The sequence below is a fragment of the Bacillus mycoides genome (assembly GCF_001757995.1).
In the GTDB taxonomy this organism is placed as follows: Bacteria; Bacillota; Bacilli; order Bacillales; family Bacillaceae_G; genus Bacillus_A; species Bacillus_A mycoides_B.
The window spans coordinates 167952-192873 of the sequence record NZ_LXLV01000019.1 but is presented as its reverse complement, the minus strand read 5'-3'; the positions used below and the strand labels follow the sequence as shown (position 1 = coordinate 192873).

Here is a 24922-nt window from a genome sequence, read left to right as displayed (position 1 = left end):
AATTCTTTTTATGATAAGAATTTTGTTCCCTTTTAATTGTTATGTAAAGCGTATTGCATATCCTCTGGGATACTTACGGTAAAAGTCATTCCCTTTTCTAAAATAGGATGATAAAACGTCAAAGATGTACTATGAAGCGCTTGACGTTTTATCACATCTCTTCGGCCACCGTATAAATCATCCCCAAGTAGCGGATGTCCTATATATGCCATATGTACACGAATTTGATGTGTTCTTCCCGTCTCGAGCTCAAGCGCTACATGCGTCTTATCGGAAGAACTCTCCATCACTCTAAAATGAGTAACAGCTCTTTGACCATCTTCACAGACAGTTCGCTCGATAATACTATCCGCTTTTCGTCCGATTGGTGCGTCAATCGTTCCTACTTCTTCTAAAATAGTCCCATGAACGATTGCCTCATACGTTCGTTTCACCCCTTTTTGTTGATGCTGCTTCGATAAAAGGTGGTGAACGAATCGATTTTTCGCAATTAACATAAGCCCTGAAGTATCACGGTCTAACCTCGTCACAATGTGCACCGTACTTGCAAGATTTTGTTTATCATAATGATATAAAATAGCGTTTGCAACACTTCCTGACGGATGCTCCCTAGACGGAATCGTTGACATATTCGCTTCTTTATTTATAACAAGAACCGCATCATCTTCATATACGATACATAAAGGGATCTCTTCCACTTCCATCCCTTCACTTCTTTCCTCCACTGGAAAAAAGACTTGTAACGCTTCACCAGCTTGTAACTTGTGACGAACACTCGTGTGTTGACCGTTTACTTCAATTGCTCCGCCACGGAACTTTATATCCGTTAAAGCAGCTTTCGAAATCCCTTTTGTTTTCAAAAATTCTCTAACTAAAGTTCCCTCTTCAGCCAGCCCTATATCCCATTTCAATGTAAATCTGTTCAAATATATAAACCCTCTCTATTTATCTGCAACAAACGAGTCACGAACACGTTTCCAGAATGGGAACGGACGGAAACGAACAAATCGTACTTTCTCGTTTGCAACGCGATACTGAATTGATTTCACATCTTGATGAACCATCGTCAAATGATCCACCGTAATTTGCAAGTTCATTCCTGCAGCCGGCTTTAAAACGCATGTATGATGCTTCGGCAGTACGAGTGGCGAACCTACCGTACGAAATACACGATTGTTGATAGATGCCATTTCTGCAATTTGAATCGCTTCAATAGAAGGGTGAATAATCGCTCCGCCAAGCGCCTTATTATAAGCGGTACTTCCTGAAGGAGTAGAAATACAAAGACCATCTCCGCGAAACGTTTCGAAATACTCTCCGCGTATTTCCACTTCTGTTACTAATGTACCTTCTGCGCTTTTTACAGTCGCTTCATTCATCGCCAAATACTGCGACTCTTTACTACCATTCACATAGCGAATAATCACTTCTAAAAGTGGATATTCAACCACTTGGAATGGTGTTTTAGCGATTGCAATCACCAACTTCTCTACTTCCGTCGGTAACCAATCTGCATAGAAACCTAAATGCCCTGTATGTACACCAACAAATGCGGTTTCATCTAATCGATTATAGTAACGATGAAATGCATATAAAAGCGTTCCATCTCCCCCAACAGAAATTACAATATCAGGTTCCTTTTCATCCATTGTAAATCCAAAATCTAACAAGTATTCTTTCATTGTACTCGCTAGTGTATCTGATGATTGATCTCCCTTTGACATAATTGTAAATTTCATCGTCCAACACCCTTTAGTTTATGATTCAGAATCTTTCGTTTCCTGCTTTCGTGAAAAAACCTTTTGCGCTTCTTGAATTTCAAGACGAATGGAAGACATTTCTTCATCTAATAAAAACGCCGCTTCCGCTGCACGTTGTAAGCGTATTTTAATATCCTCAGGAAAACGTCCACTATATTTGTAATTTAAAGAATGCTCAATCGTTGCCCAAAAATTCATTGCTAACGTGCGAATTTGAATTTCAACTAACACTTTTTTTTCTCCCTGTATCGTTTGAACAGGATAACTAATGACAACGTGGTAAGAGCGATAACCGCTATCTTTCTTTTGCGTTACATAATCACGTTCTTCCACAATTTCAAAATCATTTCGTTTTCGAAGATATTCTACAACAGGCTTAATCTCATCAACAAATTGACACATCATTCGAAGGCCCGCGATGTCCTGCATATCTTCTCTGAGCCGGTCTAGCGGTACATTTCTCTTCTCCGCTTTATCAATAATACTTGCAACCGACTTTACCCTTCCTGTTACAAACTCAATTGGAGAATGCTCCGTTAACATTGCAAATTGAGTACGCATTCCTTTTAGTTTCACTTTCAGCTCCGCCACCGCTTGGTGATAAGGTGCTAAAAATTCTTCCCAATTACGATTCATTTCAACCACCACCAAAATCAATCCATTTGCCTATAGAAACACTTTTTCTACAGCAGTTACTAGTTCTTCTCCGTAATTTGCATTACCTTCAATATTTTCAACTAAATATTCTACTTCTTCTTTTAATCCTTCTAATTCTATTTCAACATCATTCACATGAATAAACATCGCTGTATCTTTATTCATCGCTTCATGCATTGCTTCCCAGCATGTATGCGGAATACTTACATAAATGAAAGATGATTCGTTTTCTAAGATATATAAAAATGATAAATTGTCTGAGTCTACAAGTACGTGATTACGCGCACTTAACTCCTTTACCTCTATTTCAGTATTTTCCGCACAAAAAATAAGCGCATTCTCTCTCATTTCTACGCTCTTAACTTGAATTTTATTTTGCATGCTCGAACTCCTCCATCTCAACTTCCTGTCTTACTTAACAGTATTATTGTATCATAACATGGACGCAAACAAATAAAACATTGAACCAAATTTGCGAAAAAACGATAATGTGGAAAGAATTATTTTTCAAAAGGAGCGCATACAATGACACAAGAAATTGAAATTGAATTTAAAAATATGGTTACAGAGGACGAATTCCAAACATTATGCAAATCTTTTTCTATTGAAGCATTTACAAAGCAAGTAAATCACTACTTTGAAACGCCTCACTTCTCTTTAAAAGATGCAGGCTCTGCACTTCGTATTCGCCATAAAGATGGAACTTATACATTAACATTAAAACAACCTGCTGAAATTGGTTTATTAGAAACTCATCAATCTATAACAGAAAAAGAAGCAAAACTTATGATGGAAACAAACGCAATCATTCAAGGAACTGTAATGGATCAGCTAGACAAATTACAAATTCCCGTTTCCTCCTTAACTTATATGGGAAGTTTAACAACAGAAAGAGCTGAAACATTATTTGAAGGCGGAACACTTGTCTTTGATCATAGTTTCTATTACAATCACGATGATTATGAAATCGAATACGAAGTGCAAGATGAACAGACTGGTAAAGCAGCATTTATGAGGTTATTAAAGCAACATAACGTACCAGTTCGTCATACAGACAACAAAGTAAAACGCTTTTTCCTTGCCAAACAAAACGAAGAGCGCTAAAGTAAAATTTCCATCAGTGCAGAAGTGATTTACTGGTGGCTATGTTTCACCTTTTTGGAAAGTGAAGATTTATTAGCAACATATAGAATAAGCAAAGAATGTTATGAAGGCTGTTTAGTTGCCCTTCCTAACATTCCATTGCTACAATAGATATACATTTCATGGAAAAAGGAGTTTATAAAGGATGAGCAAGCAACCTATGACACCATTTGAAGCAATTGGCGGTGAACAATGCATTGCAACATTAGTGGATACATTTTATTCCCATGTCAGTGAACACCCTGACTTATCTCCGATCTTCCCGGATGATTTAACAGAAACTGCTAGGAAGCAGAAACAATTTTTAACGCAATATTTAGGTGGTCCTAATTTATACACTGAAGAACATGGGCATCCTATGCTAAGGGCACGCCATCTTCCGTTTGAGATTACTCCAAAACGCGCAGAAGCTTGGCTATCATGTATGGAGCAAGCAATGGATGATACAGGAGTGCACGGCCATATAAGAGAGTTTGTTTTCGAACGTTTAGCATTAACTGCTCAACATATGGTCAATACTCAAAATGAAACAGGTGAAGCGTAATGGATAAGCAGGAAGCAAAGCATATGAATATGCCTTCTCCTTCCACATGCGAGCATAAGTCTGTAGAAGCATATTTATTTATTGATCCACTTTGTAAAGATTGCTGGGATATCGAGCCATTTATTATTAAACTATGGCTTGAATATGGGAAATACTTCTCTATTCGTCATATCGTAACAGGAAAAGTGGACGGGGCAAACGCTTCCTCACACAAATGGAATAAACCTGCTAATATTCGATTTGTGTGGGAAAAAACAACAAGTTTACAAGGTTTTTCATGTGATGGAAAAGTACATATGCAAGAGGCATCGTCAACACCGTATTTAGTTTCGATGGCAATTAAGGCAGCGGAGTTACAAGGGCGAAAAGCAGGTTCGAAGTTTTTGCGAAAACTCCAAGAATACATTTTGCTTGAAAATGTATCAAACCCTGACTGTGAATTATTACTTACATGTGCTAAAGATAGCGGCATCGATGTAGAGGAATTTAAAAAGGACCTACACTCAGTTAGCGCAAAAAAAGCTTTCCAATGCGACCTGAAATTCACAAATGAGATGCATATTACAGAAATACCTTCCCTCCTATTTTTCCATGCAAATTCAGATGAGGAAGGTATTAAAATCACAGGAATTTATTCCTATGATGTATACGTACAGCTATTAAAAGAACTTGTAAAATGCGAGATTGAGCCAGAGCCATTACCTCCTTTAGAAGTATTACTAGAAGCAACACAATTTATTTCTTCAAAGGAAATCTCATTTATATATGACTGCCCTCAGCAAGAAATAGAGCGCGAACTAAAAAAATTACAACTAAAACGAAAAGTACAAATGATTGAAGTGAAGTGCGAGCGTTATTGGAAATGGATAGCAAAAGAAAAAGACCTGGTGTAAACACCAGGTCTTTTTCTTTACGGCTTATAAAAATATTAAAGGGGATGGGAGAAATTTTCACGTTCAAACAAAGGGGTATATGTTTGTATGTGAATTCGTTCACGCTTATTATATTACAAGATTCGACGTCAGATGACAACCCCTTTTGTCGAATTTCACACTTTTGTCACATTCTAAACGTTTTCATTCTTGAATAAGCTATAAAAAAAGCAATTTAGGAGGTTTCCTTATGAAAAAATCTCATATTTTTCTTATCTTTCTATGTGTTATTGTTTCTTTTTTCTTGTATATCCTCTCTCTATTACAAGCTTTTCCTAAAATTATTGCCTTCCCTCTTTTATTCGGAGTTATCGTCATCGCTGTTTCTTATTTCAACTATAGAAAACGATTTAAAGGATTTTAACTACAAAAATAAGTCGTGAAAATCCCTTCTAATATAGAAAAAGTAAAGAAAATCACTTTAATCATTCGACAAATATCGACACTATATACTTTTGAACAAATGTTTCAAACAAAAAGACGAGGATAAAATCCCTCGTCTTTTTTCATTACTTCTCTTCAAACAATAGTGCTTCTAATTCATTTAATTTCTCTTCAAATACTTGCAATGCTTCTTTTACAGGTTCTGGCGATGCCATGTCTACTCCTGCTTTTTTCAACACTTCAATTGGGTAATCAGAGCTTCCAGCTTTTAAGAATTCGTTAATGTAACGTTCTACTGCTGGTTGTCCCTCTTCTAAAATTTGTTTTGACAAAGCTGTCGCTGCACTAAATCCTGTTGCGTATTGATATACGTAATAGTTGTAATAGAAGTGCGGAATACGAGACCATTCTAAACCGATTTCTTTATCAATTACTAAAGCATCACCGAAATATTTCTTATTTAAATCGTAATAAATCTCCGTTAACATATCTGGCGTAACCGCATGTCCTTCTTGTACTTTTTTATGAATGATATGCTCGAACTCTGCAAACATTGTTTGACGGAATACAGTACCACGGAATCCTTCTAAATAGTGATTTAATAAATATAGACGCTCTTTCTTATCTTCTGTCGTCTTCAATAAGTAATCATTTAGAAGCGCTTCATTACAAGTTGATGCTACTTCTGCAACGAAGATTGAATAATCACCATATACGTGCGGTTGTGTCTTCCTTGTATAGTAACTATGCACTGAATGACCAAACTCATGAGCAAGTGTAAATAAATTATTTACATTATCATGCCAGTTCATTAAAATATACGGATTTGTTCCGTATGCACCAGATGAATATGCTCCGCTTCGTTTTCCTTTATTCTCATATACATCTACCCAGCGATTTTCATATGCTTCTTTTAAAATTTCAACATATTCATCACCAAGTACATTTAAAGATTTCAATAACATTTCTTGCGCTTCTTCATACTTCACATTCATTTTCACTTCTGGTACAAGTGGTGTATATAAATCGTACATATGAAGCTCATCAAGACCTAGAGCACGCTTACGAATATCAATGTATCGATGTAGTAAGTGTAAATTATCATTTACTGATTCAATAAGTTGATCATACACCGCCTCAGGGATATTATTATTACTTAATGCAGCTTGACGTGCAGAATCGTATTTACGAACGCGTGCATTGAAATTATTACGTTTCACAGCCCCGCTTAGCGTACTTGCAAATGTGTTCTTATAATTTCCGTACGTTTCATATACAGCTTTGAATGCATCTTCGCGCACACGACGATCATCACTTTCTAAAAACTGAATGTAACGACCATGTGTTATTTCTACTTCTTCTCCATCTTCACCTTTAATAGATGGGAATTTTAAATCCGCATTATTCAACATACCAAATGTATTACTTGATGCACTCATCACTTCAGACGCTTCTGCTAGCAAAGCCTCCTCAACTTCTGATAATACGTGCGGGCGTTGACGCGTAATTTCTTCTAATGCATGTTCATATACACTTAAGTCTCTATTTTCTTTTAAGAATGATTGTAACGTATCCTCTGAAATCGATAAAATTTCAGGCACGATATAAGCTGTGCTACTAGATACTTGTGAGTATAAATTTGTTGCGCGATCATTTAATGCTTGATACACAGAGTTTGTTGTATCTTGATCGTAACGCATATGTGCATATGTATATAGCTTACCTAATCGCATTGAAATTTCATCTTCATATTGCAATGCCTCAAGCAAATTGTCTGCAGAGTCGCCAAGTTTCCCTTTAAATTCAGTTAACTTCGGTAATAGCTCTTTAATAGCTTGGAATTCTTTTTCCCATTCTGCATCTGTTTGGAAAATATCTTCTAATCGCCATGTGTTTGCTTCTTCAATCTCATTGCGATTTGGTAATGATTTTACTGTATTTTGTTCAGCCATTCTTTAAGCCCTCCTTATAATATCTCTACTTAAGTACAATTCGATTTTTCTTATGTAATTCCTTCACGATCAGTCTTTATTATATCCCCTTTTCCCTCTCTCATGTTGTACTTTGTCTCAAATAGAGATAGTGCATGCGCTAAGCAAATTTCATCATATTTCATAATTTCTTCCTCTGTTTTTAACAAAATAACATCTTTTATTTTCCGATACTTATTAGTACCTACTTTATTTAACACACCCATATAACATAAAAATGTCATATACTCTGCAACTGCTACCTTCCATGTATGTTGTACAAAATACGGAAGTTGACGCCTCTTCGTATACTTTGCTACATAGTTACATACGTATTGCAGAGAAATATACTCCCCTACCTTAAGCATACCTATACACTTCATATAAAGAGAAGCTTGCCATATAAATGGATTTGTTTGAAAAGCAAACGAGGATGGGAGCGGAATACCGATTTCAGAAGGAAAACTCGCTGGGGTACATTTATATTGATATAAGAGGTGGAGTAGTGACTTATGATTATAATTCCAGATAGATAGAGCGTTTTGCCTAAAATGGTCCTTTTTTCTCTTCCATTCTTGTCCTAATATCTCTTTTTGGAAAGGAACGGGAGAAAAGAGCATGTCAACAGTAGTCGTATCGGTTGGTAAATAAATAGTACGTGAGAAAGAGACATTTGTAGAAAACGGAGTGATAAATGCGCATTTCATAAACGATTTTTGTTTCGGACAAAAGAAAATAAGAAATGGCTGAGGATAAGGTTGTAAGGAGAACGCCATAAGGGAGGAGAATGTCATCCAATAGGCGGATTGCTTTTTCAACTGATTTCCACCGATTATCCAGATGACTTGTATACTAGCTTGCCAATACGAATATGTTCGCTTATAAAGCTGCTCTATGGAGAGATTTGCACATTGATATTCAATCGCGATTTTTCTATCCGCTCTCTCTACGTAAATATCTGGCCGTTGCTGGATTGCTGGCAGATAACGCTCTATATCTACATGAAAATCTTGACGTTTTAACCATCTATATAACAATTCTTTACCGTGCATATGATACATAGATTCTGCTTCATAAAAGGCAAGACATGAATCCACTTTCTTATGAGCAAAATGCCACCTCTTCTGTTTTCCTAATTTCATTTGCACTTCTTTTCCGCAAGCTGTACAAAATAATTTTTCTCGTTTACGCATTTCGCGTAAAAGCTCTTCATCCCGGTTATATAATAGGTGAATTTTTTCTCCGTTTTCTCTCCTTGCAATAAACATCACAATCACACCCTTTCAACTCCTTGTATTCTACAATTTACTACAAATTCCTCTCAAAAAAAGAGATGTCCTAAATTAGGACATCTCTTTCTATAATAAAGGTGATAATAACCGATACGTCGATTCAACAATCCGCCTATGAAGACGTCTCTTATGAAATCGGTCAACATGAATTTCACTGGACTCTTCTAAATCGTCTTTAAAATCTTGAACGAGCTTTCGAATACTATCTGTATCATATAAAAAGGCATTTACTTCAAAGTTTAAATGAAAACTTCTCATATCCATATTAGCTGTCCCAATTGACGCGAGATCAGAATCAACGATAACAACTTTACTATGAAGAAAACCTTTTTCATACTCATATATTTTTACTCCTGCATCTAATAACTCCGGAAAGTACGATCTTGATGCATAAAAGACAGTCCGCTTATCCGGCTTACTTGGCATTAACAAACGAACATCAATACCAGCAAGTGCAGCTACTTTTAATGCAGATAAAATATCATCATCTGGAATAAAGTATGGTGTTGCAATCCAAATCGATTTCCTAGCTGAAGCAATCATTGCAAAATATAAATGTTTAATTGTTTCCCATTTATTATCCGGTCCACCTCCAACAAGTTGGACTCCGCCCCAATGATCACCCTCAACTGCTTCCGCTTGTAAATATTCAGGTGCTAATACCGCCTCACCAGTCATATAAAACCAGTCTTGAAGGAAAATTAGCTGTAAACTTTGAACTGCTTCACCGCGTAAATATAAATGCGTGTCTCGCCAAAAACCGAAATATTTATCCTTCCCTAAATACTCATCACCAATATTTAATCCACCTACAAACCCTTCATTTCCATCTATAATAACGATTTTCCGGTGGTTTCGATAATTAATTTTATCGTTTAAAATTGGAAAGCGCACAGGGAAAAATGGAATCATTTCTACTCCTGCATCATTCAATTCTGCAATATACGAATTTGATAATTTAAAGCTTCCAACCGCGTCGTATAAAAAACGAACGACAACGCCTTCTTTTGATTTTTTTATTAAAATATCTTTAATTTCTGTACCGAGCTTGTCATCACGCACAATGTAATACTCCATATGAATGTGGTGTTTCGCTCGATTTAACCCATCTAAAATTGCCTGAAACGTTTCGTCTCCATTTGTTAACGTCCTCGTTTCAGTTTGAAATGAAATATTTAAAGCACCTAGTCGATCTGCTAAACGAAATAACAATTCTTGATGCTTATGATTTCGTAAAATCCGTTCTTCGTAATCTTCGTGTCCCTTATATTGTAAAAACGCCTGTTCATCGAGTAATGCCTTCTTTTGGAACATTCTTTTTCTGCGAAAGTTTTGTCCAAATAAAAGATAAGCAAAGAAACCGAACACTGGAAAAATACCTAGTACGATTAACCACGTAAGTGTTTTTGACGGATGGCGGTTTTCTAAGAAAATAACACATCCAATTAAAAATGCGGAAACCGTAAATAAAATACTAATAATACCTAAAATCGAAACATCCTTTATCCCAATGACATCCGAATAAAATGCTACATCAATAAACATGCGTAATGAAACAAATAATGCGAACAGTAGTAGAAAAAAGAAAAGTAGTTTTAGTGTATTTTTCATCTCTTACCCCCTAAATAAGAAAGCCTTCCTATTCTTCATAAAAAAAGCCGATTTCATACTATAGAAATCGGCCTACATTTTAGGAGGGAAATTGTTGCGAATTGTCTCAAGCGCACGCTCTTTCACAACCTGTTTCCCATACTCACTTACACGGTGAATCGTTAAAGTAGATTCTTCTCCATATTCTAAAACAATACTTAAAATACGATCAATTTCTTCTTCATCATGTAGCACTTCATCGAATTCCACATATACATAATAGCGGTCCTCAAATGAATGCAATTCATCTTTTATATCTTCAAAGATAAGACGATGACTTAATGAAATGACATCTTCAAAATCATTAAACTTAATTAAAAAGCCAAACGTACCATCTTCATTAAAGTTTGTTCCTACTTGTTCTTCTACCTCTTCCACTAATTCTTGCTGGAATAATGATTCGATGCCTTCATCTAGAGGAATGTCTATAATTTTGTCTACACCTATTGGTAGTTCCAGCTTTTGTCCATCCTTTGAAAGCTCCGCTTTCGTTACAAGTACTTCAATCCCTTTATCGACTGCTTGCACTTGAATCCATAACGGTCCATCAATAAAGAAATCGTCATGATCGCGAGCTTCATCCATCATTTCCCAAAAAAGTTCTTCACTTCGTTCGCGGTCATACCAAATCTCTTCACGGTTAAATCCTCTATCCTCTATATCAACGTACGTAATAAAAAATTTCATCGTATGATCGTTAACTCTTTCAATATCCAAAATACAACTCTCCCTTCCTGTTTAGAATTGTTATGAAGGGATCCCCCACTCATATGACAAATCAATAGATTCTCGTACTCTCATTTTATGATAAGATTCTCCAGAAGGGAAATAAAATCGATTTATTTTACAAAAATAGTTATATACCTATCTGTATTCGACTGTTTACATAAAGTGAAACATTAATCAGTATTTTTTTTACCCTTCACTGATTACTAGCTCGCACCAATCGGGATAAATATACCATTATACCAATGCACTGCTCACAAAAAATTTGGACATACATTCCCATATTCCCCCGTACACTGTAATAAAGTGAAACTTCTATTAGAGGTGATTATTTTGTCCCCGGGCGCGCGGGATCAAAACTAGACAAACTTTCTTCACCACATACATATATTTCGCTTATTAAAACATCATAAATGGAGGCAGACGAATGGACTTAGAGTTTTTAACATCTGTACTAATGATTGTCGGTATCGATGTTGTACTAGGTGGCGATAACGCAATTGTCATCGCACTAGCTAGCCGAAATTTACCTGAAGCAAAACGAAATAAAGCCATTTTGATTGGTACTATTTTAGCAATTGTGTTACGAATTCTCCTCACAATACTAGCTGTCTATTTACTTGATATCCCATTTTTACAACTCATCGGCGGAATTTTACTCACATTAATTGCGGTAAATTTACTCACTGATAATAACAACGACCTTTCTTCTATCAAAGGAAAAACAACTTTATTCCAAGCTGTGCGTACAATTGTATTCGCGGATCTCGTTATGGGGTTTGACAATGTTATTGCCATTGCAGGAGCAGCTCACGGAAGACTTTCACTCGTAATTATCGGTTTATTCATTTCTATTCCGATTATCATTTGGGGAAGCAAACTTATTTTAATACTCATGGAACGCTTTCCATTTCTCATTTATTGCGGAGCATCAGTTCTCGCCTATACAGCAGGAAAAATGATTACCCATGAAGACAGACTTACAACGTTTTTTCATCATAACCCTAGTTTCACCGCAAGTATCCCTTATTTGTTCATTTTCACCGTTTTATGCATAGGTATTATCGTTCAACAAGTGCGATTACGTAATGTTAAACAGTAAAAAAAAACCTTCTACTCTATAATAGGTAGAAGGTTTTCATATTATTATAATTAATTTACAAGACGCTGTGCTTCACGTAATTGGAACGTTCTTACTGTACGTGGTAAGAAACGACGGATTTCGTCTTCGTTGTAACCTACTTGAAGGCGTTTTTCGTCAATCATAATTGGACGACGTAAAATACCTGGATAGTCACGAATCATCTTATATAAATCTTGAAGTGGTAAAGACTCTAAGTTCACATTCAATTCTTGGAAAACTTTTGAACGAGTAGAAATAATCTCATCCGTTCCGCTTTCTGTCATACGTAAAATCTCTTTAATCTCATCAATCGTTAATGGATCTGAGAAAATATTACGTTCTGTATAAGGAATATGATTTTCCTCTAGCCATAATTTCGCCTTTCTACAAGACGTACAGCTTGGAGAACTATATAATGTTACCATACAAAGCTCACTCTCCTTAAAGAGTACAAATTCTGTACTAATTACAGTTTAAATTTCTAACTTCCGCAATTTTTTGCGATAACTTGTCTTATAGCAAAGTAAAAAATCGCAATTCATGTAAGCAACAACAATTACTTTTAATAAGTAACTTCTATAATCATTATACAATAGTTTTTGCAAGAAATATACAGTGAATTTACTGCTAGTTGAGAAAAATTCTCCGTGTACTCCACTGCTATGTAACATGATTAAACTCAGTAAAACTGTCCTTTAACAACGGTCTTCAACCCTTTTGATACTTACTTTCTACAATAATTTTCAATTGATATACAATTACAGTTTCATAATCTTCCCTATCAAAAAGAGAGCGTTTTCTTACCTTTTCCCGACAAAACAATTGAAAAATGTAAGACTCTAAAGGTTAGAAGTGAAACAGAACGCCTGTTCTTGTTTTAACAAATCTCCCTGCTCATGTCTATATGCTTTCTAAAGTAAATCAAATTTTTTTCTGACATTTCTTTCTTTTTTACCATTTATCTCATACAATAAAAATACAGACAGGCAAAGGGGGAATTTGCATATGATCGCTTTTTTTACTGATTTTATCATTGTTGCTACCCTCATCATCGGAATAACAGCATTGATTGGTGTCATTACAAATAGCATCGGTGAAAAACTCTTTGGTGGGAAAGAAAAAATGAAGTTTGTTAACAAAAGTTTAGATGTACAATCTGGCTGGAACCAAGTTGGCGGAAAAGGCATTTATAAAAAACGTACGTACTAAAAAAAGCAGGTAATCACCTGCTTTTTTTTGTTATTTTCCTACTGATGCCCATTTGAAGCTTACTTCGCCACCATACTTATGGTTGTACATATCTTTAATTGTTTCTCTTTGTAAATATGCTCTACCACGTTGATATACTGGAACAATCGCAGCGTCATCAAGTAACATTTTTTCTGCTTCTAATAAGTTTTTCCAGCGAGCATTTACGTCGCTTCCATCTTTCTTCGCTTTCATAATAATCTCATCGTACTTCGGATTAGAATAATTCATTTTATTCTGTGCTCCGTCAGTTACGAACATATCAAGATATGTAACTGGATCTGGGAAGTCTGCACTCCATCCAGAGAATGACATTACATAGTCACCCGCATCTTCTAATTTTAGTTTTTGCGCGAATGGCTGCTGTTTAATTTTCACTGTTAAACCTGGTAAATTCTTTTCTAACTCACCTTTTAAATATTCACCAGTTTTCTTCGATAATTCCACGTCTTCATTTAACATCTCTAATTCGATTTCATTTTTACCAAGTTCTTTTTTACCAGCTTCCCAATACTTTTTCGCTTCTTTCACATTCGGTTTTACAATATCTCCATTTTCAGCACGGAAATCTTGTTTATCCGGTCCTTTAATGAAATTGTCAGGAATTAATCCCGTCGCTGGCTTAGAACCGTTATTTAATAATGTATCAACGAATGGTTTACGGTCAAAACCAAGAGAAATTGCTTTACGAATATTTTTATTTGCTAAAGCTGGGTCTTTTTGATTTAAGCGAAGGAAGAATACAGATGTATCTTCTACCGTTTTGAAATCTGGTTTTCCTTTATATTTATCGATGAACTCTGCTAATAACGTTGCTCGATCGACTGCGTTTGTTTCATATAAATTAATTGGCGTAGACGTATCTTTTACAATATTAAAGTTTACTTCCTCGAGCTTCACTTCTTTATTGTCCCAATACGATGGGCTCTTTGTCATTTTGAAGCTACGTTCATGTTGCCAATCACTTAATGTAAATGGTCCGTTATAAAGTGTTGTATTTGCTTCTAAACCAAACTTCGTCCCTTGCTCTTTCACATACTTTTCATTAGCAGGATAGAAGATCGGATAGACCATTAAATCAACAAGATATGGAATAGAATTATCTAATTCTACTTCTAATGTATGATCATCAATCGCTTTCACGCCTAATTGATCTGGACTCATCTCTTTTTTATTAATTTTCTCAGCATTTTTTATATCGTACATAATGTACGCCGATTTCGCAGCTGTATCTGGATTAATTGCTCTTTGCCATGCATACACGAAATCTTTCGCCGTTACAGGTTCACCATTTGACCATTTTGCATCTTCACGTAATTTAAATGTATACTTTTTACCGTCTTCTGACTTCTGGAATTCCTTCGCTACACCTGGAACTAATTTATCGTCTTTCCCAAGGCGGTATAGACCTTCCATCGTATTGTTCATTACTTTTGAAGAAACTGCATCAGCTGATAACGCTGGGTCCATCGTTGGAATTTCTTGTGTTTCAATTAAGTTAATAACTTGCTTCGCACCGCTTTTCCCGCTATCCCCTTTTGCGTTCGCTTGCGGTTCATCTTTTTGGTAGCCACATGCCCCTAAAATCATGCTCATTGCTACTGTTGATGCTACAAAAACTGGTATCTTTTTTTTCATACTTCCACCCTCCAAAAAAATGTTAGCCCTTTCATTTTCAAACAGAAAGAAATATATATATGTTCTAATAATTCATATTATACACATAAATATATTCTTTGTATATTTATATTTCTATTTTATTAAAATTTTCTGTTAACGCATTCTATATTTGTAAACGTTTCACACTGCGTTTTTATTGAACTAAAGTGTTAAAAACACTAAATTTTATACTTTTCTAAATTATCAGAGAAAAATAAATTTTATATTCTATAATACCTTACGTATAATTATTCTTCCTTTTCTGTCATAAAATGAAGGTTTATTCATATTGAAAATATGTAGGCTAAATTAAGTGCAAAGGATATGAAAGTGTGTTACGATACACTTTGCTAAAAATAGATATCGGTAAAGAGGGGACGGACATGACAGCAATTCACTCAAAAAACGGGCCAACAGAGAAATTAAGTTTATTCTTATTAACATGGCCTATTTTTCTAGAAGTTTTTCTTTTTATGCTGATGGGGATCGCTGATACTTTCATGTTAAGTGCATTATCAGACGATGCTGTATCTGGGGTTGGTGCAGCGAATCAATACCTTCATATCGCGATTTTAGTACTAGAAGTCATTGGGAATGGCGCAGCTATCGTTGTATCCCAATACCTCGGTTCTAAACGCTTTATGGAAGCATCAAAAATATCAGCATTAGCAGTCACATTAAATTTAGTGGTCGGACTCATTATAAGCGCTGGTTTTCTTTTATTTTCAAAACATATGATGGTGGCAATGAATTTACAAGGCGATGTACTAACGTATGCACAAAGCTATCTATCCATCGTCGGAGGAGCTATTTTCCTTCAAGCTATTATTAACTCATTAGCCGCAATTATCCGCGTTCACGGCTTTACAAAGCAAGCAATGTTTGTTTCGCTTGGAATGAATATTATTCATATCGCCGGAAACTACGTACTTATTTTCGGGAAATTCGGTTTCCCTGAACTTGGTGTGCAAGGGGCCGCGATTTCTTCCGCTGTCAGCCGGTTAATCGCACTTATCGTTTTCTTCTGGTTACTGTATCGCGTTATGGAATACCGTGTGAAATTACAATATTACTTCACTTTATCAAAAGAATACGTTGGCAAAATTTTAAAGATCGGCATTCCATCTGCATTCGAACAAGTCATGTATCAAGCTTGTCAAATTGTCTTCTTATATTACGCAACATACTTAGGTACGGAATCATTAGCAGCAAGACAATACGCTACTAACATTTCCATGTTCACTTATTTATTCGCAATTGCTATCGGTATGGGAACAGCTATTATCGTTGGACGCCTAGTTGGCGGAAATGAAAAAGATGAAGCTTACACACGCGTATGGAAAAGTGTACAATGGGCGATTGGTGTAACTTTATTTATGGTCATTCTCGTTGTTACATTCCGCACACAATTAATGGGACTATTTACGGATAATCCCCATATTATCTCTCTAGGGGCAAGCGTTCTTTTACTAAGTGTACTACTTGAAACAGGACGGACGATGAACATCGTCATCATTAATTCACTTCGTGCAGCTGGCGATGCAAAATATCCGGTTTTAATCGGCGCATTCTCCATGGTGTTAATGAGCTTACCACTCGGTTACTTTTTCGCCTTCCATTTAGATATGGGGCTCGTTGGTATTTGGCTAGCGATTGCCATCGATGAATGGACGCGGGCAATTATTATGTTCTTCCGATGGAGAAGTAGATCGTGGGAACGTTATGCACTTGTTAAACCAAATGAACAAGATGAGAACGTTTCTGTTCAGGCGCAGTAACACTTGTTTGATCAAGATGTAGTTATTAGTGAATGAAATTTATATCGGCGATTCTTTCAATATATCGACTTACCGACAATGTTGACAATTCATTTATATAGTAGAAAAAAGCCACCCTTCCTTAATGGAAGAATGGCTTTTTTTATTATTGATAGATTTCTTTATATTTCTTATACTCTGCTTCAGAACATAGTACGAAATGTCCTGGGCGAATTTCGCGCATTGTTGGCACTTCACTACCATAATCATGCTGCGATGGGTCGTATACGATACGTTTACGATTGCGCTCATAATCTGGATCTGGAAGTGGAATTGCTGATAGTAGCGATTTTGTATATGGATGCATTGGATTCTCATATAACTCTTCACTTGTTGTCAGCTCAACGATTTGACCACGGTACATTACACCAATGCGATCACTAATGTATTTTACCATCGATAAATCATGGGCGATGAATAAGTATGTTAAACCTTTTTCTCTTTGTAACTGTTTCAGTAAGTTTACAACTTGCGCCTGAATCGATACGTCAAGTGCTGAGATTGGTTCATCAGCAATGATAAATTCAGGTTCTACAGCTAGCGCACGAGCGATACCGATACGTTGACGTTGTCCGCCTGAGAATTCATGCGGGAAACGGTTCGCGTGCTCTTTATTTAAACCAACTGTATTTAACAGTTCGTGAACACGGTCCATACGCTCTTTTTTGCCTTTTGCTAGTCCGTGAATATCAATACCTTCTGCGATAATATCCCCTACTGTCATACGAGGATTTAATGATGCATATGGATCTTGGAAAATCATTTGCATTTTACGGTTGAACTTCTTAAGTTCTGCGCGTGATTTTTTACCATGTACATTTTCACCATCGAACAACACTTCACCGGCAGTTGCATCGTATAAACGAATGATCGTTCTTCCAGTTGTTGATTTACCACAACCAGATTCTCCTACAAGTCCAAATGTTTCACCGCGGTAAATATCAAATGAAATATCATTAACTGCTTTAACAACACCACCACTCACATCGAAGTGTTGTTTCACATTTTTTACTTCAATTAATTTCTCACGTTGTTTAGTCATGTTGTTCACCTGCTTTCATTTGAAGAATACGTTTTTCAACAACTGCTGGTGGTTTTACTTCTGGTGCTTGCTCATGAAGTAACCAAGTTGCCGCATAATGTGTATCACTTATTTTAAATAAAGGTGGTTCCATTTCAAAATCAATTTTCAGCGCCTGCGGGTTACGTGGTGCAAAAGCATCACCCTTTGGCGGTTTTAATAAGTCTGGAGGCGTTCCAGGAATCGCATATAGCTCGTCCTCTGAACCATCTAAGCTTGGCATAGATGCGATTAAGCCCCATGTGTATGGATGTTTTGGATTGTAGAAAATTTCATCAACAGTTCCAATTTCAACAACTTTACCAGCGTACATAACCGCAACTCGGTCTGCAACATTTGCCACTACACCTAAGTCATGCGTAATGAAAATGATTGCTGCTTCTGTTTTTTGCTGAATGTCCTTCATAAGTTCTAAAATTTGCGCCTGAATCGTAACGTCTAGCGCTGTTGTCGGCTCATCGGCGATTAATAATTTTGGATTACAAGCTAACGCCATCGCAATAACTACACGTTGTCTCATACCACCTGAGAATTGGTGAGGGTATTGTTTTAAGCGTGCTTCTGGATTCGGAATACCTACAAGGTCGATTAATTCTAAAGCAACTTTACGTGCATCTGCTTTACTCATTCCTTGGTGTTTAATAAGACCTTCCATAATCTGATTACCAATTGTCATCGTTGGATTTAATGATGTCATTGGATCTTGGAAAATCATCGCAATATCTTTACCGCGTACTTGCTGCATTTCTTTTTCTGTTAGTTTCGTTAAGTCACGACCTTCAAATACGATTTCACCGTTTTTAATACGTCCTGGAGGATTCGGAATTAATCCCATTAACGCTTTAGAAGTAACTGATTTACCAGAACCAGATTCTCCTACAATCGCTAATGTTTCTCCTTTTTTTAAATCAAAAGTAACGCCGCGTACAGCTTGTACTTCACCTGCATGTGTATCAAAGGAGACTTGCAAATCTTTTACCTCTAGCAATGTTTTCATTTTTACTTCTCCCCTCTTTTACTTACGCATTTTTGGATCTAATGCGTCGCGCAATCCGTCTGCCATTAAGTTGAATGCTAAGATTAACATACTGATGACAACCGCTGGGATGAACATCATATGTGGATACGTTTGAATTGATTTATAACCATCATTTACAAGAGAACCAAGTGATGCGAATGGTGGCTGAATGCCTAGTCCGATGAAGCTTAAGAATGCTTCACCAAATACCGCTGTTGGAATTGTAAACATTGTCATTACGATAATTGGTCCCATTACGTTCGGAATTAAGTGCTTCACAATTAACTGTGTATTCGTTGCCCCTAATGTACGAGATGCTAATACATATTCTTGGTTTTTTAATTTTAGGATTTGTCCACGAACGATACGCGACATCCCTATCCAACCTGTAATTGCCATCGCAAGTGTAATAGACCAAATACCTGATCCCATAATGATTACCATTAAAATAACGATGATTAAGTATGGAATACCGTTAATAATCTCCATAATACGTTGCATAATATTATCGACTCTGCCGCCATAGAAGGCTGAAATACCTCCGTATGCAACCCCAATTACTAAGTCAATCGCTGCTGCTAAAAGAGCGATATATAATGATACTCGTGTACCTTCCCATGTTCTTGTCCATAAATCACGGCCAAGATCATCTGTACCAAACCAGAAGTACTCTTTAATATCACGTTTTTCATATTGGTCAACACCATATTGATCTGTACCGTCAAATGGTAGCCAATGAACATTTTCAATCACTGGAATTTTCGGTGGCATTTTCGCACGACCTAAATCCTGCTCTTTATAAGAATGCTTACTTACCATCGGTCCTATAATTGCTAGTAGTACAATAAGCATTAATAATACGAAACCAAACATTGCACCTTTATGTTGGAACAAACGTCTTCTTACATCTTGCCAAAACGTTAAGCTTGGACGGGCAATGACTTCATTATCAACATTACTTTGATTGGCTGGTTGAAATAAATCTGGAGATAATTTTTGTACATCTTTCATCATTTTTTCCCTCCCGCTAAACGAATACGAGGATCAATAATTCCGTATAAAATATCGACAATGAAAATAACTAAGATGAAGATCGCACTATAGAAAATTGTAGTTCCCATAATAACTGTATAGTCATTCACTGTAATCGATTTAACGAATTGTTCCCCAAGTCCAGGTACAGCGTAAATTTGCTCAATAACTAGTGTCCCTGTAATTAATCCTGCAACCATTGGTCCTAAAATTGTTACAACTGGAATTAATGCGTTACGCAGTGCGTGCTTGATAATGATAACGCCTTGGCTAATTCCTTTCGCTTTCGCTGTTAAAATGTAGTCAGCTTGCATAACCTCAATTAACTCTGCACGAGCGAAACGTGCGATTGTTGCGATAACTGCCATCGATAAGGCAATTGTAGGCATTACTGTAAACTCCGGTCCTTTCCAGAATGCTACTGGGAACCAACCAAGTTTTACCCCTACGAAATATTGTAGTAATGCGGCGAATACGAATGATGGTACCGACATCCCGAGTACGGAAATAATTGTCGCCCCATAATCGACCCACGTATTGTTACGAAGTGCCGCAACGATTCCTAAAATTAAACCGATAAATGTTCCTAATATAATCGCTTGCAAACCAAGTTGTGCTGATGGTCCAATACGATCCACAATCATATCTGTTACTGGGCGGTTATCATATTGGAATGATACCCCTAAATCACCTTTTGCTAAGTTACCTAAGTAACGTGCATATTGAACTGGTACTGGATCATTTAATCCATATTTTTCAAGAATGATTTCTTTTTGTGCCGGTGATAGCTTCTCCTGGTTTTTAAGCGGAGAACCCGGTAGTAATTTCATCAAAAAGAAAGTCAGTGTAGTAATTAAAAATAATGTCAAAGCCATGTACACGAAACGTTTTAATACATAACGTCCCATAGTCAAGCACCTCCCCGTTTTTCTCAAAAGCAATAAGATAGTTTGAAATATTCTTACTTTTATTTTTTTAAAATAAGAGCACATGCCCATCATAGGCATATACCCTTATTCATGATGGAAACCATTTTTAGTTTTTGAGTTCAACCCACTTATAGCTAAATTCTCCGCCATATTTATGTTCTAATAGGCCTGTAATTGAACTACGTTGTAAATATGCCTTTCCAGGTTGATATACTGGAGCAATCGCTGCATCTTCAAGCAGTTGTTGTTCTGCTTTTAATAGAGCATCCCAACGAGCTTGTACATCTACTTCTGTTTTGGCTTTCTTAATTAGTTCATCATAAGCTGGATTTGCGTAATTCACTTTATTTTGTGAATTACCTGTTGTATACATTTCAAGGAATGACATTGGATCCATATAATCTGGACTCCATCCCGCATATGACATCGCATAATCTCCACTTGCTTCAAGTTTTAATTTTTGTGCAAATGGCTGCATTTTTGTTGAAACTGTTAAACCTGGTAAGTTCTTTTCGAATTGTCCCTTTAAATACTCTCCGATTTTTTTGGCATCATCAGTATCAAAGTTTAATAACTCTAACTCTACTTTGTCTACACCAAGTTCTTTTTTACCAGCTTCCCAATATTTTTGAGCTTCTTTAACATCCTCTTTTATAAGCTTTCCGTTCTCTTCACGGAAGTCTTTTCCGTTAGGTCCTTTTGCCAAACCTTTCGGAACAAAACCATACATTCCTTCTGAACCATCGTTTAAGATAACTTTTCCGATATTTTCACGTTCAAAGGACATCGCAATTGCTTTTCGGATATTTTTATTTGCTAAAAATTTATTTTTTTCATTTAAACGAATGAATTGTGTAGATGGTCTCTTAATTGTTTTAAAATCAGCATCTGATTTGTATTTATCTACAAATTCTGATGTTAATACTACACGATCAATCGCTTTCGTTTCATATAAATTTATAGCAGTTGAACGATCCTTAACAATATTGAAGTTTATCTCCTCAAGCTTCACTTCTTTATTTTCCCAATACGTTGGATTTTTCTTAAGGTGGAAACTTTGTTCATGTTTCCATTCATTTAAAACGAATGGGCCATTATAAAGTGTCGTATTGGATTCTAATCCAAATTTTGTTCCTTGTTCTTTTACAAACTTCTCATTCAAAGGATAAAATGTTGGATAGACTGTTAAACTTACAAAATAAGGAACAGGGTTATCTAATTCCACTTCAAGTGTGTGATCATCAATTGCTTTTACACCAAGTTCCTCAACTGGTAATTCTTTTTTATTAATTTTCTCTGCATTTTTTACATCAAATAGTATGTAAGCAAATTTGGCACCCGTATTTGAATCAACAGCTCTTCTCCAAGAATAAACGAAGTCTTTCGCTGTTACAGGTTCACCATTCGACCATTTCGCATCTTCACGTAATTTAAATACATACTTTTTACCATCTTCTGATTTCTCATAAGATTTAGCGACTCCTGGAACAAGTTTATCGTCTTTCCCCAGACGATACAATCCTTCCATTGTGTTATTCATGATGTTAGAAGATGCTGCATCCGTTGATAACGTCGTATCCATTGTTGGTATCTCAGCAGTTTCTGTTAGATTCAATACTTGCTTATTTGAAGTACTGGATCCTTTCGCGCTTGCCTTATTATCATCTTTTTGATAACTACAGGCTCCTAGCACACTTACTGTCAACGTCGATGCAAGCAATAGCGGTATCTTTTTCTTCATGTTGTGTTGCCTCCCCTAATTGCACTTCCTGTACCCTCACTTGTAGAAAAACAGAATTGAAAGAATAATCTCCAAGTTTCTACAATTTTCATTATACATATAATATGACGATTGTGAATATAGTTTTTTGTTTTTTTGTTAAAATTTTTAATAAAATGTTTATATTTTTAATTTTTCGTAAAGGGATACGTTAACATTGCTACCATCATCTTGAAATTAGAACCTCAATTGTGTATAATTTTCAAAAAATTATTTATATTACTTATTATAACTTTTATAGTATAATAATTCTAGTAATATTTTGACGGAGGGGAATATTTTGAATAAAGTTTTTTTTCATACTTGTATACTATTTTTTGTAGCGATAATCGCTGCTAGTGCTGGCGCATTCCTCGTTTCATCTCAGTTTTTGTTGAATTTTGTCAACATCTCATTCTATATTGCATTGATTTTTATTCTTATAGGTGGTTTTTTATTCATATTTCAAAACGGATTTTTTAACGTAACAATTTACGCATTCCAAAGAGTATTTGGTACGAATAAAAAAATTGACTCTTTAATTGAAGAAGCAGAGGAACCTATCGATAAGAAAGAACGTATTTATAAAACATATTCATTCAAATGGACGTATCCGATTTGTATTACCGGTATCGTACTTGGGTTGTTCTCGATCCTCATTAGCTTTACTATTTTGATGTAGTTTGCAAACACTATTCCATATGATATAATAATCAGCAAAACATTTTGTTATAAAACTTTAGTTCTTTCATATTAAAAGGACTCAGTTAACAATAAATAAATTTATATGTATGCGATGATAAAGAAGAGTACATATTGGGGCAATTTCAGAGAGCTTGTGGCTGGTGTGAACAAGTAATTGTACAATATGGAATGGGCTTTTGAGCACCAAACCGAACCGAAAGTAGTAGGCTTTGGCGTTATATCCAGACGTTATTATGGATCTTGAGAGATTTCACAGCTGTGAAATAATTAGGGTGGTACCGCGGTCCATTCGTCCCTATGTAATTTGGGATGAATGGGCTTTTTTGTATGCCTTCTCTTCCCCATCGCACATTCAATTTTAGGAGGAATTACTTATGTCAGTTATCTTTTCTGGTATTCAGCCAAGCGGAACAATTACACTTGGAAACTATTTAGGAGCTATGAAGCAATTTACAGAGCTTCAAAACGAACACGACTGTTATTTCTGTATTGTAAACCAACATGCGATTACAGTACCTCAAGACCCTGTAGGGCTTCGAAAAAACATCCGCAGTCTTGCTGCGCTATACGTTGCATGCGGAATCGATCCTGAAAAAGCTACTTTATTTGTACAATCAGAAGTACCAGCACACGCTCAACTAGGATGGATTATGCAATCCGTTGCTTACGTTGGAGAATTAGAACGTATGACACAATATAAAGACAAAGCTTCAGGAAGAGATTCAGTTCCAGCTGGATTACTTACATATCCACCATTAATGGCTGCTGATATTTTACTTTACAACACAGAAATCGTACCAGTTGGCGACGATCAAAAACAACATATCGAACTAACACGCGACCTAGCAGAGCGTTTCAACAAGCGTTACCGCGAAATCTTCACAATGCCTGAAATTCGCATTCCAAAAGTAGGAGCTCGCGTTATGTCATTAACAGAACCTACGAGAAAAATGAGTAAATCTGATCCGAATCCAAAATCAATGATCAGTATGCTTGATGAGCCAAAAACAATCGAAAAGAAAATTAAAAGTGCCGTAACTGACTCTGAAGGTATCGTTAAATTTGATAAAGAAAACAAACCTGGAATCTCTAACTTATTAACAATTTACTCTTCATTCTCAGGAAAAACAGTTGAAGAAATAGAAGCAATGTACGAAGGAAAAGGATACGGTGACTTCAAAGGTGACCTAGCACAAGTAGTTGTAGAAGCAATTCGTCCAATCCAAGACAAATATAACGAACTAATCAACTCACCAGAACTAGACGAAATTCTAGACAAAGGTGCCGAAAAAGCAAACCGCGTTGCATTCAAACAACTACGCAAAGTAGAAAACGCAATGGGACTAAGCAGAAAACGTAGGTAACATATAAAGCGGAGGCGACTGCTTAGCCCTGACGGCTAAGGTTCTTTCCCACAGAAGGTGCTTTTTACCTTCTCGTGGGGAAGGTTCTTAGACGCGAAGGGCTAGGAGCCGGAGCTGGATTATTATAAA

24 protein-coding genes and 1 other annotated feature are annotated in these 24922 nt (G+C 36.2%); of the genes, 9 read left to right on the top strand and 15 right to left on the bottom strand.

The window, feature by feature from the left end; all coding sequences use genetic code 11:
- Positions 1 to 32: 32 nt before the first annotated feature.
- From BWGOE10_RS05890 to BWGOE10_RS05875, 4 genes are read right to left on the bottom strand one after another with little or no spacing between them, the layout of a single operon-like run.
- Positions 33 to 926, bottom strand: a complete 894-nt coding sequence (locus BWGOE10_RS05890; protein ID WP_070141292.1) for an RluA family pseudouridine synthase — start codon at positions 924 to 926, stop codon at positions 33 to 35.
- A 15-nt stretch (positions 927 to 941) separates the two neighbouring features.
- Complete coding sequence (locus tag BWGOE10_RS05885) at positions 942 to 1739, bottom strand: NAD kinase (RefSeq protein ID WP_000673196.1); 798 nt, start codon at positions 1737 to 1739, stop codon at positions 942 to 944.
- Between the two features lie 18 nt (positions 1740 to 1757).
- Entirely contained in the window at positions 1758 to 2396 is a 639-nt protein-coding gene (locus tag BWGOE10_RS05880) for a GTP pyrophosphokinase family protein (RefSeq protein ID WP_001081481.1), read from the bottom strand.
- A gap of 30 nt (positions 2397 to 2426) precedes the next feature.
- Entirely contained in the window at positions 2427 to 2798 is a 372-nt protein-coding gene (locus BWGOE10_RS05875; protein WP_070141291.1) for a hypothetical protein, read from the bottom strand.
- Positions 2799 to 2942: 144 nt separating this feature from the next.
- Between BWGOE10_RS05875 and BWGOE10_RS05870 the strand changes: the two genes are divergently transcribed.
- The 4 genes from BWGOE10_RS05870 (at position 2943) to BWGOE10_RS32755 (ending at position 5400) form a co-directional block, all read left to right on the top strand.
- Complete coding sequence (locus tag BWGOE10_RS05870; RefSeq protein ID WP_070141290.1) at positions 2943 to 3521, top strand: CYTH domain-containing protein; 579 nt, start codon at positions 2943 to 2945, stop codon at positions 3519 to 3521.
- A gap of 184 nt (positions 3522 to 3705) precedes the next feature.
- Positions 3706 to 4104, top strand: coding sequence for a globin (locus tag BWGOE10_RS05865; protein WP_070141289.1), 399 nt, complete (start codon positions 3706 to 3708; stop codon positions 4102 to 4104).
- On the top strand, positions 4104 to 4997 hold the full coding sequence (locus tag BWGOE10_RS05860) for a ClpXP adapter SpxH family protein (protein ID WP_070141288.1): 894 nt from the start codon (positions 4104 to 4106) through the stop codon (positions 4995 to 4997). The genes BWGOE10_RS05865 and BWGOE10_RS05860 overlap by 1 nt, the downstream gene beginning before the upstream one ends.
- Before the next feature lie 229 nt (positions 4998 to 5226).
- On the top strand, positions 5227 to 5400 hold the full coding sequence (locus BWGOE10_RS32755) for a hypothetical protein (protein WP_000748141.1): 174 nt from the start codon (positions 5227 to 5229) through the stop codon (positions 5398 to 5400).
- A gap of 145 nt (positions 5401 to 5545) precedes the next feature.
- On the opposite strand, the gene pepF is transcribed toward BWGOE10_RS32755, so the two are convergent.
- From pepF to mecA, 4 genes are all read right to left on the bottom strand, one after another.
- Positions 5546 to 7372, bottom strand: a complete 1827-nt coding sequence (gene pepF / locus BWGOE10_RS05855; RefSeq protein ID WP_070141287.1) for an oligoendopeptidase F — start codon at positions 7370 to 7372, stop codon at positions 5546 to 5548.
- 50 nt (positions 7373 to 7422) lie between these two features.
- Positions 7423 to 8658: a competence protein CoiA gene (locus BWGOE10_RS05850; protein ID WP_070141432.1), complete on the bottom strand. Its 1236-nt coding sequence runs from the start codon at positions 8656 to 8658 to the stop codon at positions 7423 to 7425.
- A 90-nt stretch (positions 8659 to 8748) separates the two neighbouring features.
- Positions 8749 to 10293: a cardiolipin synthase gene (locus BWGOE10_RS05845; RefSeq protein WP_070141286.1), complete on the bottom strand. Its 1545-nt coding sequence runs from the start codon at positions 10291 to 10293 to the stop codon at positions 8749 to 8751.
- Positions 10294 to 10365: 72 nt separating this feature from the next.
- On the bottom strand, positions 10366 to 11049 hold the full coding sequence (gene mecA / locus BWGOE10_RS05840) for an adaptor protein MecA (protein WP_070141285.1): 684 nt from the start codon (positions 11047 to 11049) through the stop codon (positions 10366 to 10368).
- A 436-nt stretch (positions 11050 to 11485) separates the two neighbouring features.
- On the opposite strand from mecA, the gene BWGOE10_RS05835 reads away from it, so the two are divergent.
- Positions 11486 to 12160, top strand: coding sequence for a TerC family protein (locus tag BWGOE10_RS05835; protein WP_070141284.1), 675 nt, complete (start codon positions 11486 to 11488; stop codon positions 12158 to 12160).
- Between the two features lie 50 nt (positions 12161 to 12210).
- Here the strand turns inward: BWGOE10_RS05835 and spx are convergent, their stop codons facing one another.
- Complete coding sequence (gene spx / locus BWGOE10_RS05830; protein ID WP_002011348.1) at positions 12211 to 12606, bottom strand: transcriptional regulator Spx; 396 nt, start codon at positions 12604 to 12606, stop codon at positions 12211 to 12213.
- A 580-nt stretch (positions 12607 to 13186) separates the two neighbouring features.
- Between spx and BWGOE10_RS05825 the strand changes: the two genes are divergently transcribed.
- On the top strand, positions 13187 to 13390 hold the full coding sequence (locus BWGOE10_RS05825) for a hypothetical protein (RefSeq protein ID WP_000559981.1): 204 nt from the start codon (positions 13187 to 13189) through the stop codon (positions 13388 to 13390).
- Between the two features lie 30 nt (positions 13391 to 13420).
- Here the strand turns inward: BWGOE10_RS05825 and BWGOE10_RS05820 are convergent, their stop codons facing one another.
- Positions 13421 to 15067 (bottom strand): peptide ABC transporter substrate-binding protein, encoded by a 1647-nt coding sequence (locus BWGOE10_RS05820; RefSeq protein ID WP_070141283.1) that lies wholly within the window; start codon positions 15065 to 15067, stop codon positions 13421 to 13423.
- Positions 15068 to 15420: 353 nt separating this feature from the next.
- Here BWGOE10_RS05820 and BWGOE10_RS05815 point away from each other — a divergent pair, with 353 nt between their 5' ends.
- Positions 15421 to 16866, top strand: coding sequence for an MATE family efflux transporter (locus tag BWGOE10_RS05815; protein ID WP_070141282.1), 1446 nt, complete (start codon positions 15421 to 15423; stop codon positions 16864 to 16866).
- Positions 16867 to 17011: 145 nt separating this feature from the next.
- Here the strand turns inward: BWGOE10_RS05815 and BWGOE10_RS05810 are convergent, their stop codons facing one another.
- The 5 genes from BWGOE10_RS05810 to BWGOE10_RS05790 form a co-directional block, all read right to left on the bottom strand.
- Positions 17012 to 17947 (bottom strand): ABC transporter ATP-binding protein, encoded by a 936-nt coding sequence (locus BWGOE10_RS05810; protein WP_070141281.1) that lies wholly within the window; start codon positions 17945 to 17947, stop codon positions 17012 to 17014.
- Positions 17940 to 18983, bottom strand: coding sequence for an ABC transporter ATP-binding protein (locus BWGOE10_RS05805; RefSeq protein WP_002149824.1), 1044 nt, complete (start codon positions 18981 to 18983; stop codon positions 17940 to 17942). Before BWGOE10_RS05805 ends, BWGOE10_RS05810 begins: the two co-directional genes overlap by 8 nt.
- Before the next feature lie 18 nt (positions 18984 to 19001).
- Positions 19002 to 20018 carry an oligopeptide ABC transporter permease gene (gene opp3C, locus BWGOE10_RS05800; RefSeq protein WP_070141280.1) on the bottom strand — a complete coding sequence of 339 codons (1017 nt, stop codon included), beginning with the start codon at positions 20016 to 20018 and terminating at the stop codon, positions 19002 to 19004.
- Complete coding sequence (gene opp3b / locus BWGOE10_RS05795) at positions 20015 to 20944, bottom strand: oligopeptide ABC transporter permease (RefSeq protein WP_000534165.1); 930 nt, start codon at positions 20942 to 20944, stop codon at positions 20015 to 20017. The genes opp3C and opp3b overlap by 4 nt, the downstream gene beginning before the upstream one ends.
- 127 nt (positions 20945 to 21071) lie before the next feature.
- Entirely contained in the window at positions 21072 to 22706 is a 1635-nt protein-coding gene (locus BWGOE10_RS05790; protein ID WP_070141279.1) for a peptide ABC transporter substrate-binding protein, read from the bottom strand.
- A gap of 319 nt (positions 22707 to 23025) precedes the next feature.
- Between BWGOE10_RS05790 and BWGOE10_RS05785 the strand changes: the two genes are divergently transcribed.
- Complete coding sequence (locus BWGOE10_RS05785) at positions 23026 to 23406, top strand: DUF3899 domain-containing protein (protein WP_070141278.1); 381 nt, start codon at positions 23026 to 23028, stop codon at positions 23404 to 23406.
- 105 nt (positions 23407 to 23511) lie between these two features.
- Positions 23512 to 23729 (top strand) — a binding site (T-box leader).
- Between the two features lie 74 nt (positions 23730 to 23803).
- Complete coding sequence (gene trpS, locus BWGOE10_RS05780; protein WP_070141277.1) at positions 23804 to 24793, top strand: tryptophan--tRNA ligase; 990 nt, start codon at positions 23804 to 23806, stop codon at positions 24791 to 24793.
- Positions 24794 to 24922: the final 129 nt, after the last annotated feature.

What these genes read in the sequence shown, in the direction of transcription:
- BWGOE10_RS05810 (WP_070141281.1), bottom strand. Translation starts at nt 17,947, where the DNA reads ATGACTAAACAACGTGAGAAATTAATTGAAGTAAAAAATGTGAAACAA.
- BWGOE10_RS05850 (WP_070141432.1), bottom strand. Translation starts at nt 8,658, where the DNA reads ATGTTTATTGCAAGGAGAGAAAACGGAGAAAAAATTCACCTATTATAT.
- spx (WP_002011348.1), bottom strand. Translation starts at nt 12,606, where the DNA reads ATGGTAACATTATATAGTTCTCCAAGCTGTACGTCTTGTAGAAAGGCG.
- trpS (WP_070141277.1), top strand. Translation starts at nt 23,804, where the DNA reads ATGTCAGTTATCTTTTCTGGTATTCAGCCAAGCGGAACAATTACACTT.
- BWGOE10_RS32755 (WP_000748141.1), top strand. Translation starts at nt 5,227, where the DNA reads ATGAAAAAATCTCATATTTTTCTTATCTTTCTATGTGTTATTGTTTCT.
- BWGOE10_RS05805 (WP_002149824.1), bottom strand. Translation starts at nt 18,983, where the DNA reads ATGAAAACATTGCTAGAGGTAAAAGATTTGCAAGTCTCCTTTGATACA.
- BWGOE10_RS05865 (WP_070141289.1), top strand. Translation starts at nt 3,706, where the DNA reads ATGAGCAAGCAACCTATGACACCATTTGAAGCAATTGGCGGTGAACAA.
- BWGOE10_RS05870 (WP_070141290.1), top strand. Translation starts at nt 2,943, where the DNA reads ATGACACAAGAAATTGAAATTGAATTTAAAAATATGGTTACAGAGGAC.
- opp3C (WP_070141280.1), bottom strand. Translation starts at nt 20,018, where the DNA reads ATGATGAAAGATGTACAAAAATTATCTCCAGATTTATTTCAACCAGCC.
- opp3b (WP_000534165.1), bottom strand. Translation starts at nt 20,944, where the DNA reads ATGGGACGTTATGTATTAAAACGTTTCGTGTACATGGCTTTGACATTA.
- BWGOE10_RS05845 (WP_070141286.1), bottom strand. Translation starts at nt 10,293, where the DNA reads ATGAAAAATACACTAAAACTACTTTTCTTTTTTCTACTACTGTTCGCA.
- pepF (WP_070141287.1), bottom strand. Translation starts at nt 7,372, where the DNA reads ATGGCTGAACAAAATACAGTAAAATCATTACCAAATCGCAATGAGATT.
- BWGOE10_RS05835 (WP_070141284.1), top strand. Translation starts at nt 11,486, where the DNA reads ATGGACTTAGAGTTTTTAACATCTGTACTAATGATTGTCGGTATCGAT.
- BWGOE10_RS05860 (WP_070141288.1), top strand. Translation starts at nt 4,104, where the DNA reads ATGGATAAGCAGGAAGCAAAGCATATGAATATGCCTTCTCCTTCCACA.
- BWGOE10_RS05885 (WP_000673196.1), bottom strand. Translation starts at nt 1,739, where the DNA reads ATGAAATTTACAATTATGTCAAAGGGAGATCAATCATCAGATACACTA.
- BWGOE10_RS05875 (WP_070141291.1), bottom strand. Translation starts at nt 2,798, where the DNA reads ATGCAAAATAAAATTCAAGTTAAGAGCGTAGAAATGAGAGAGAATGCG.
- BWGOE10_RS05790 (WP_070141279.1), bottom strand. Translation starts at nt 22,706, where the DNA reads ATGAAGAAAAAGATACCGCTATTGCTTGCATCGACGTTGACAGTAAGT.
- BWGOE10_RS05825 (WP_000559981.1), top strand. Translation starts at nt 13,187, where the DNA reads ATGATCGCTTTTTTTACTGATTTTATCATTGTTGCTACCCTCATCATC.
- BWGOE10_RS05820 (WP_070141283.1), bottom strand. Translation starts at nt 15,067, where the DNA reads ATGAAAAAAAAGATACCAGTTTTTGTAGCATCAACAGTAGCAATGAGC.
- BWGOE10_RS05880 (WP_001081481.1), bottom strand. Translation starts at nt 2,396, where the DNA reads ATGAATCGTAATTGGGAAGAATTTTTAGCACCTTATCACCAAGCGGTG.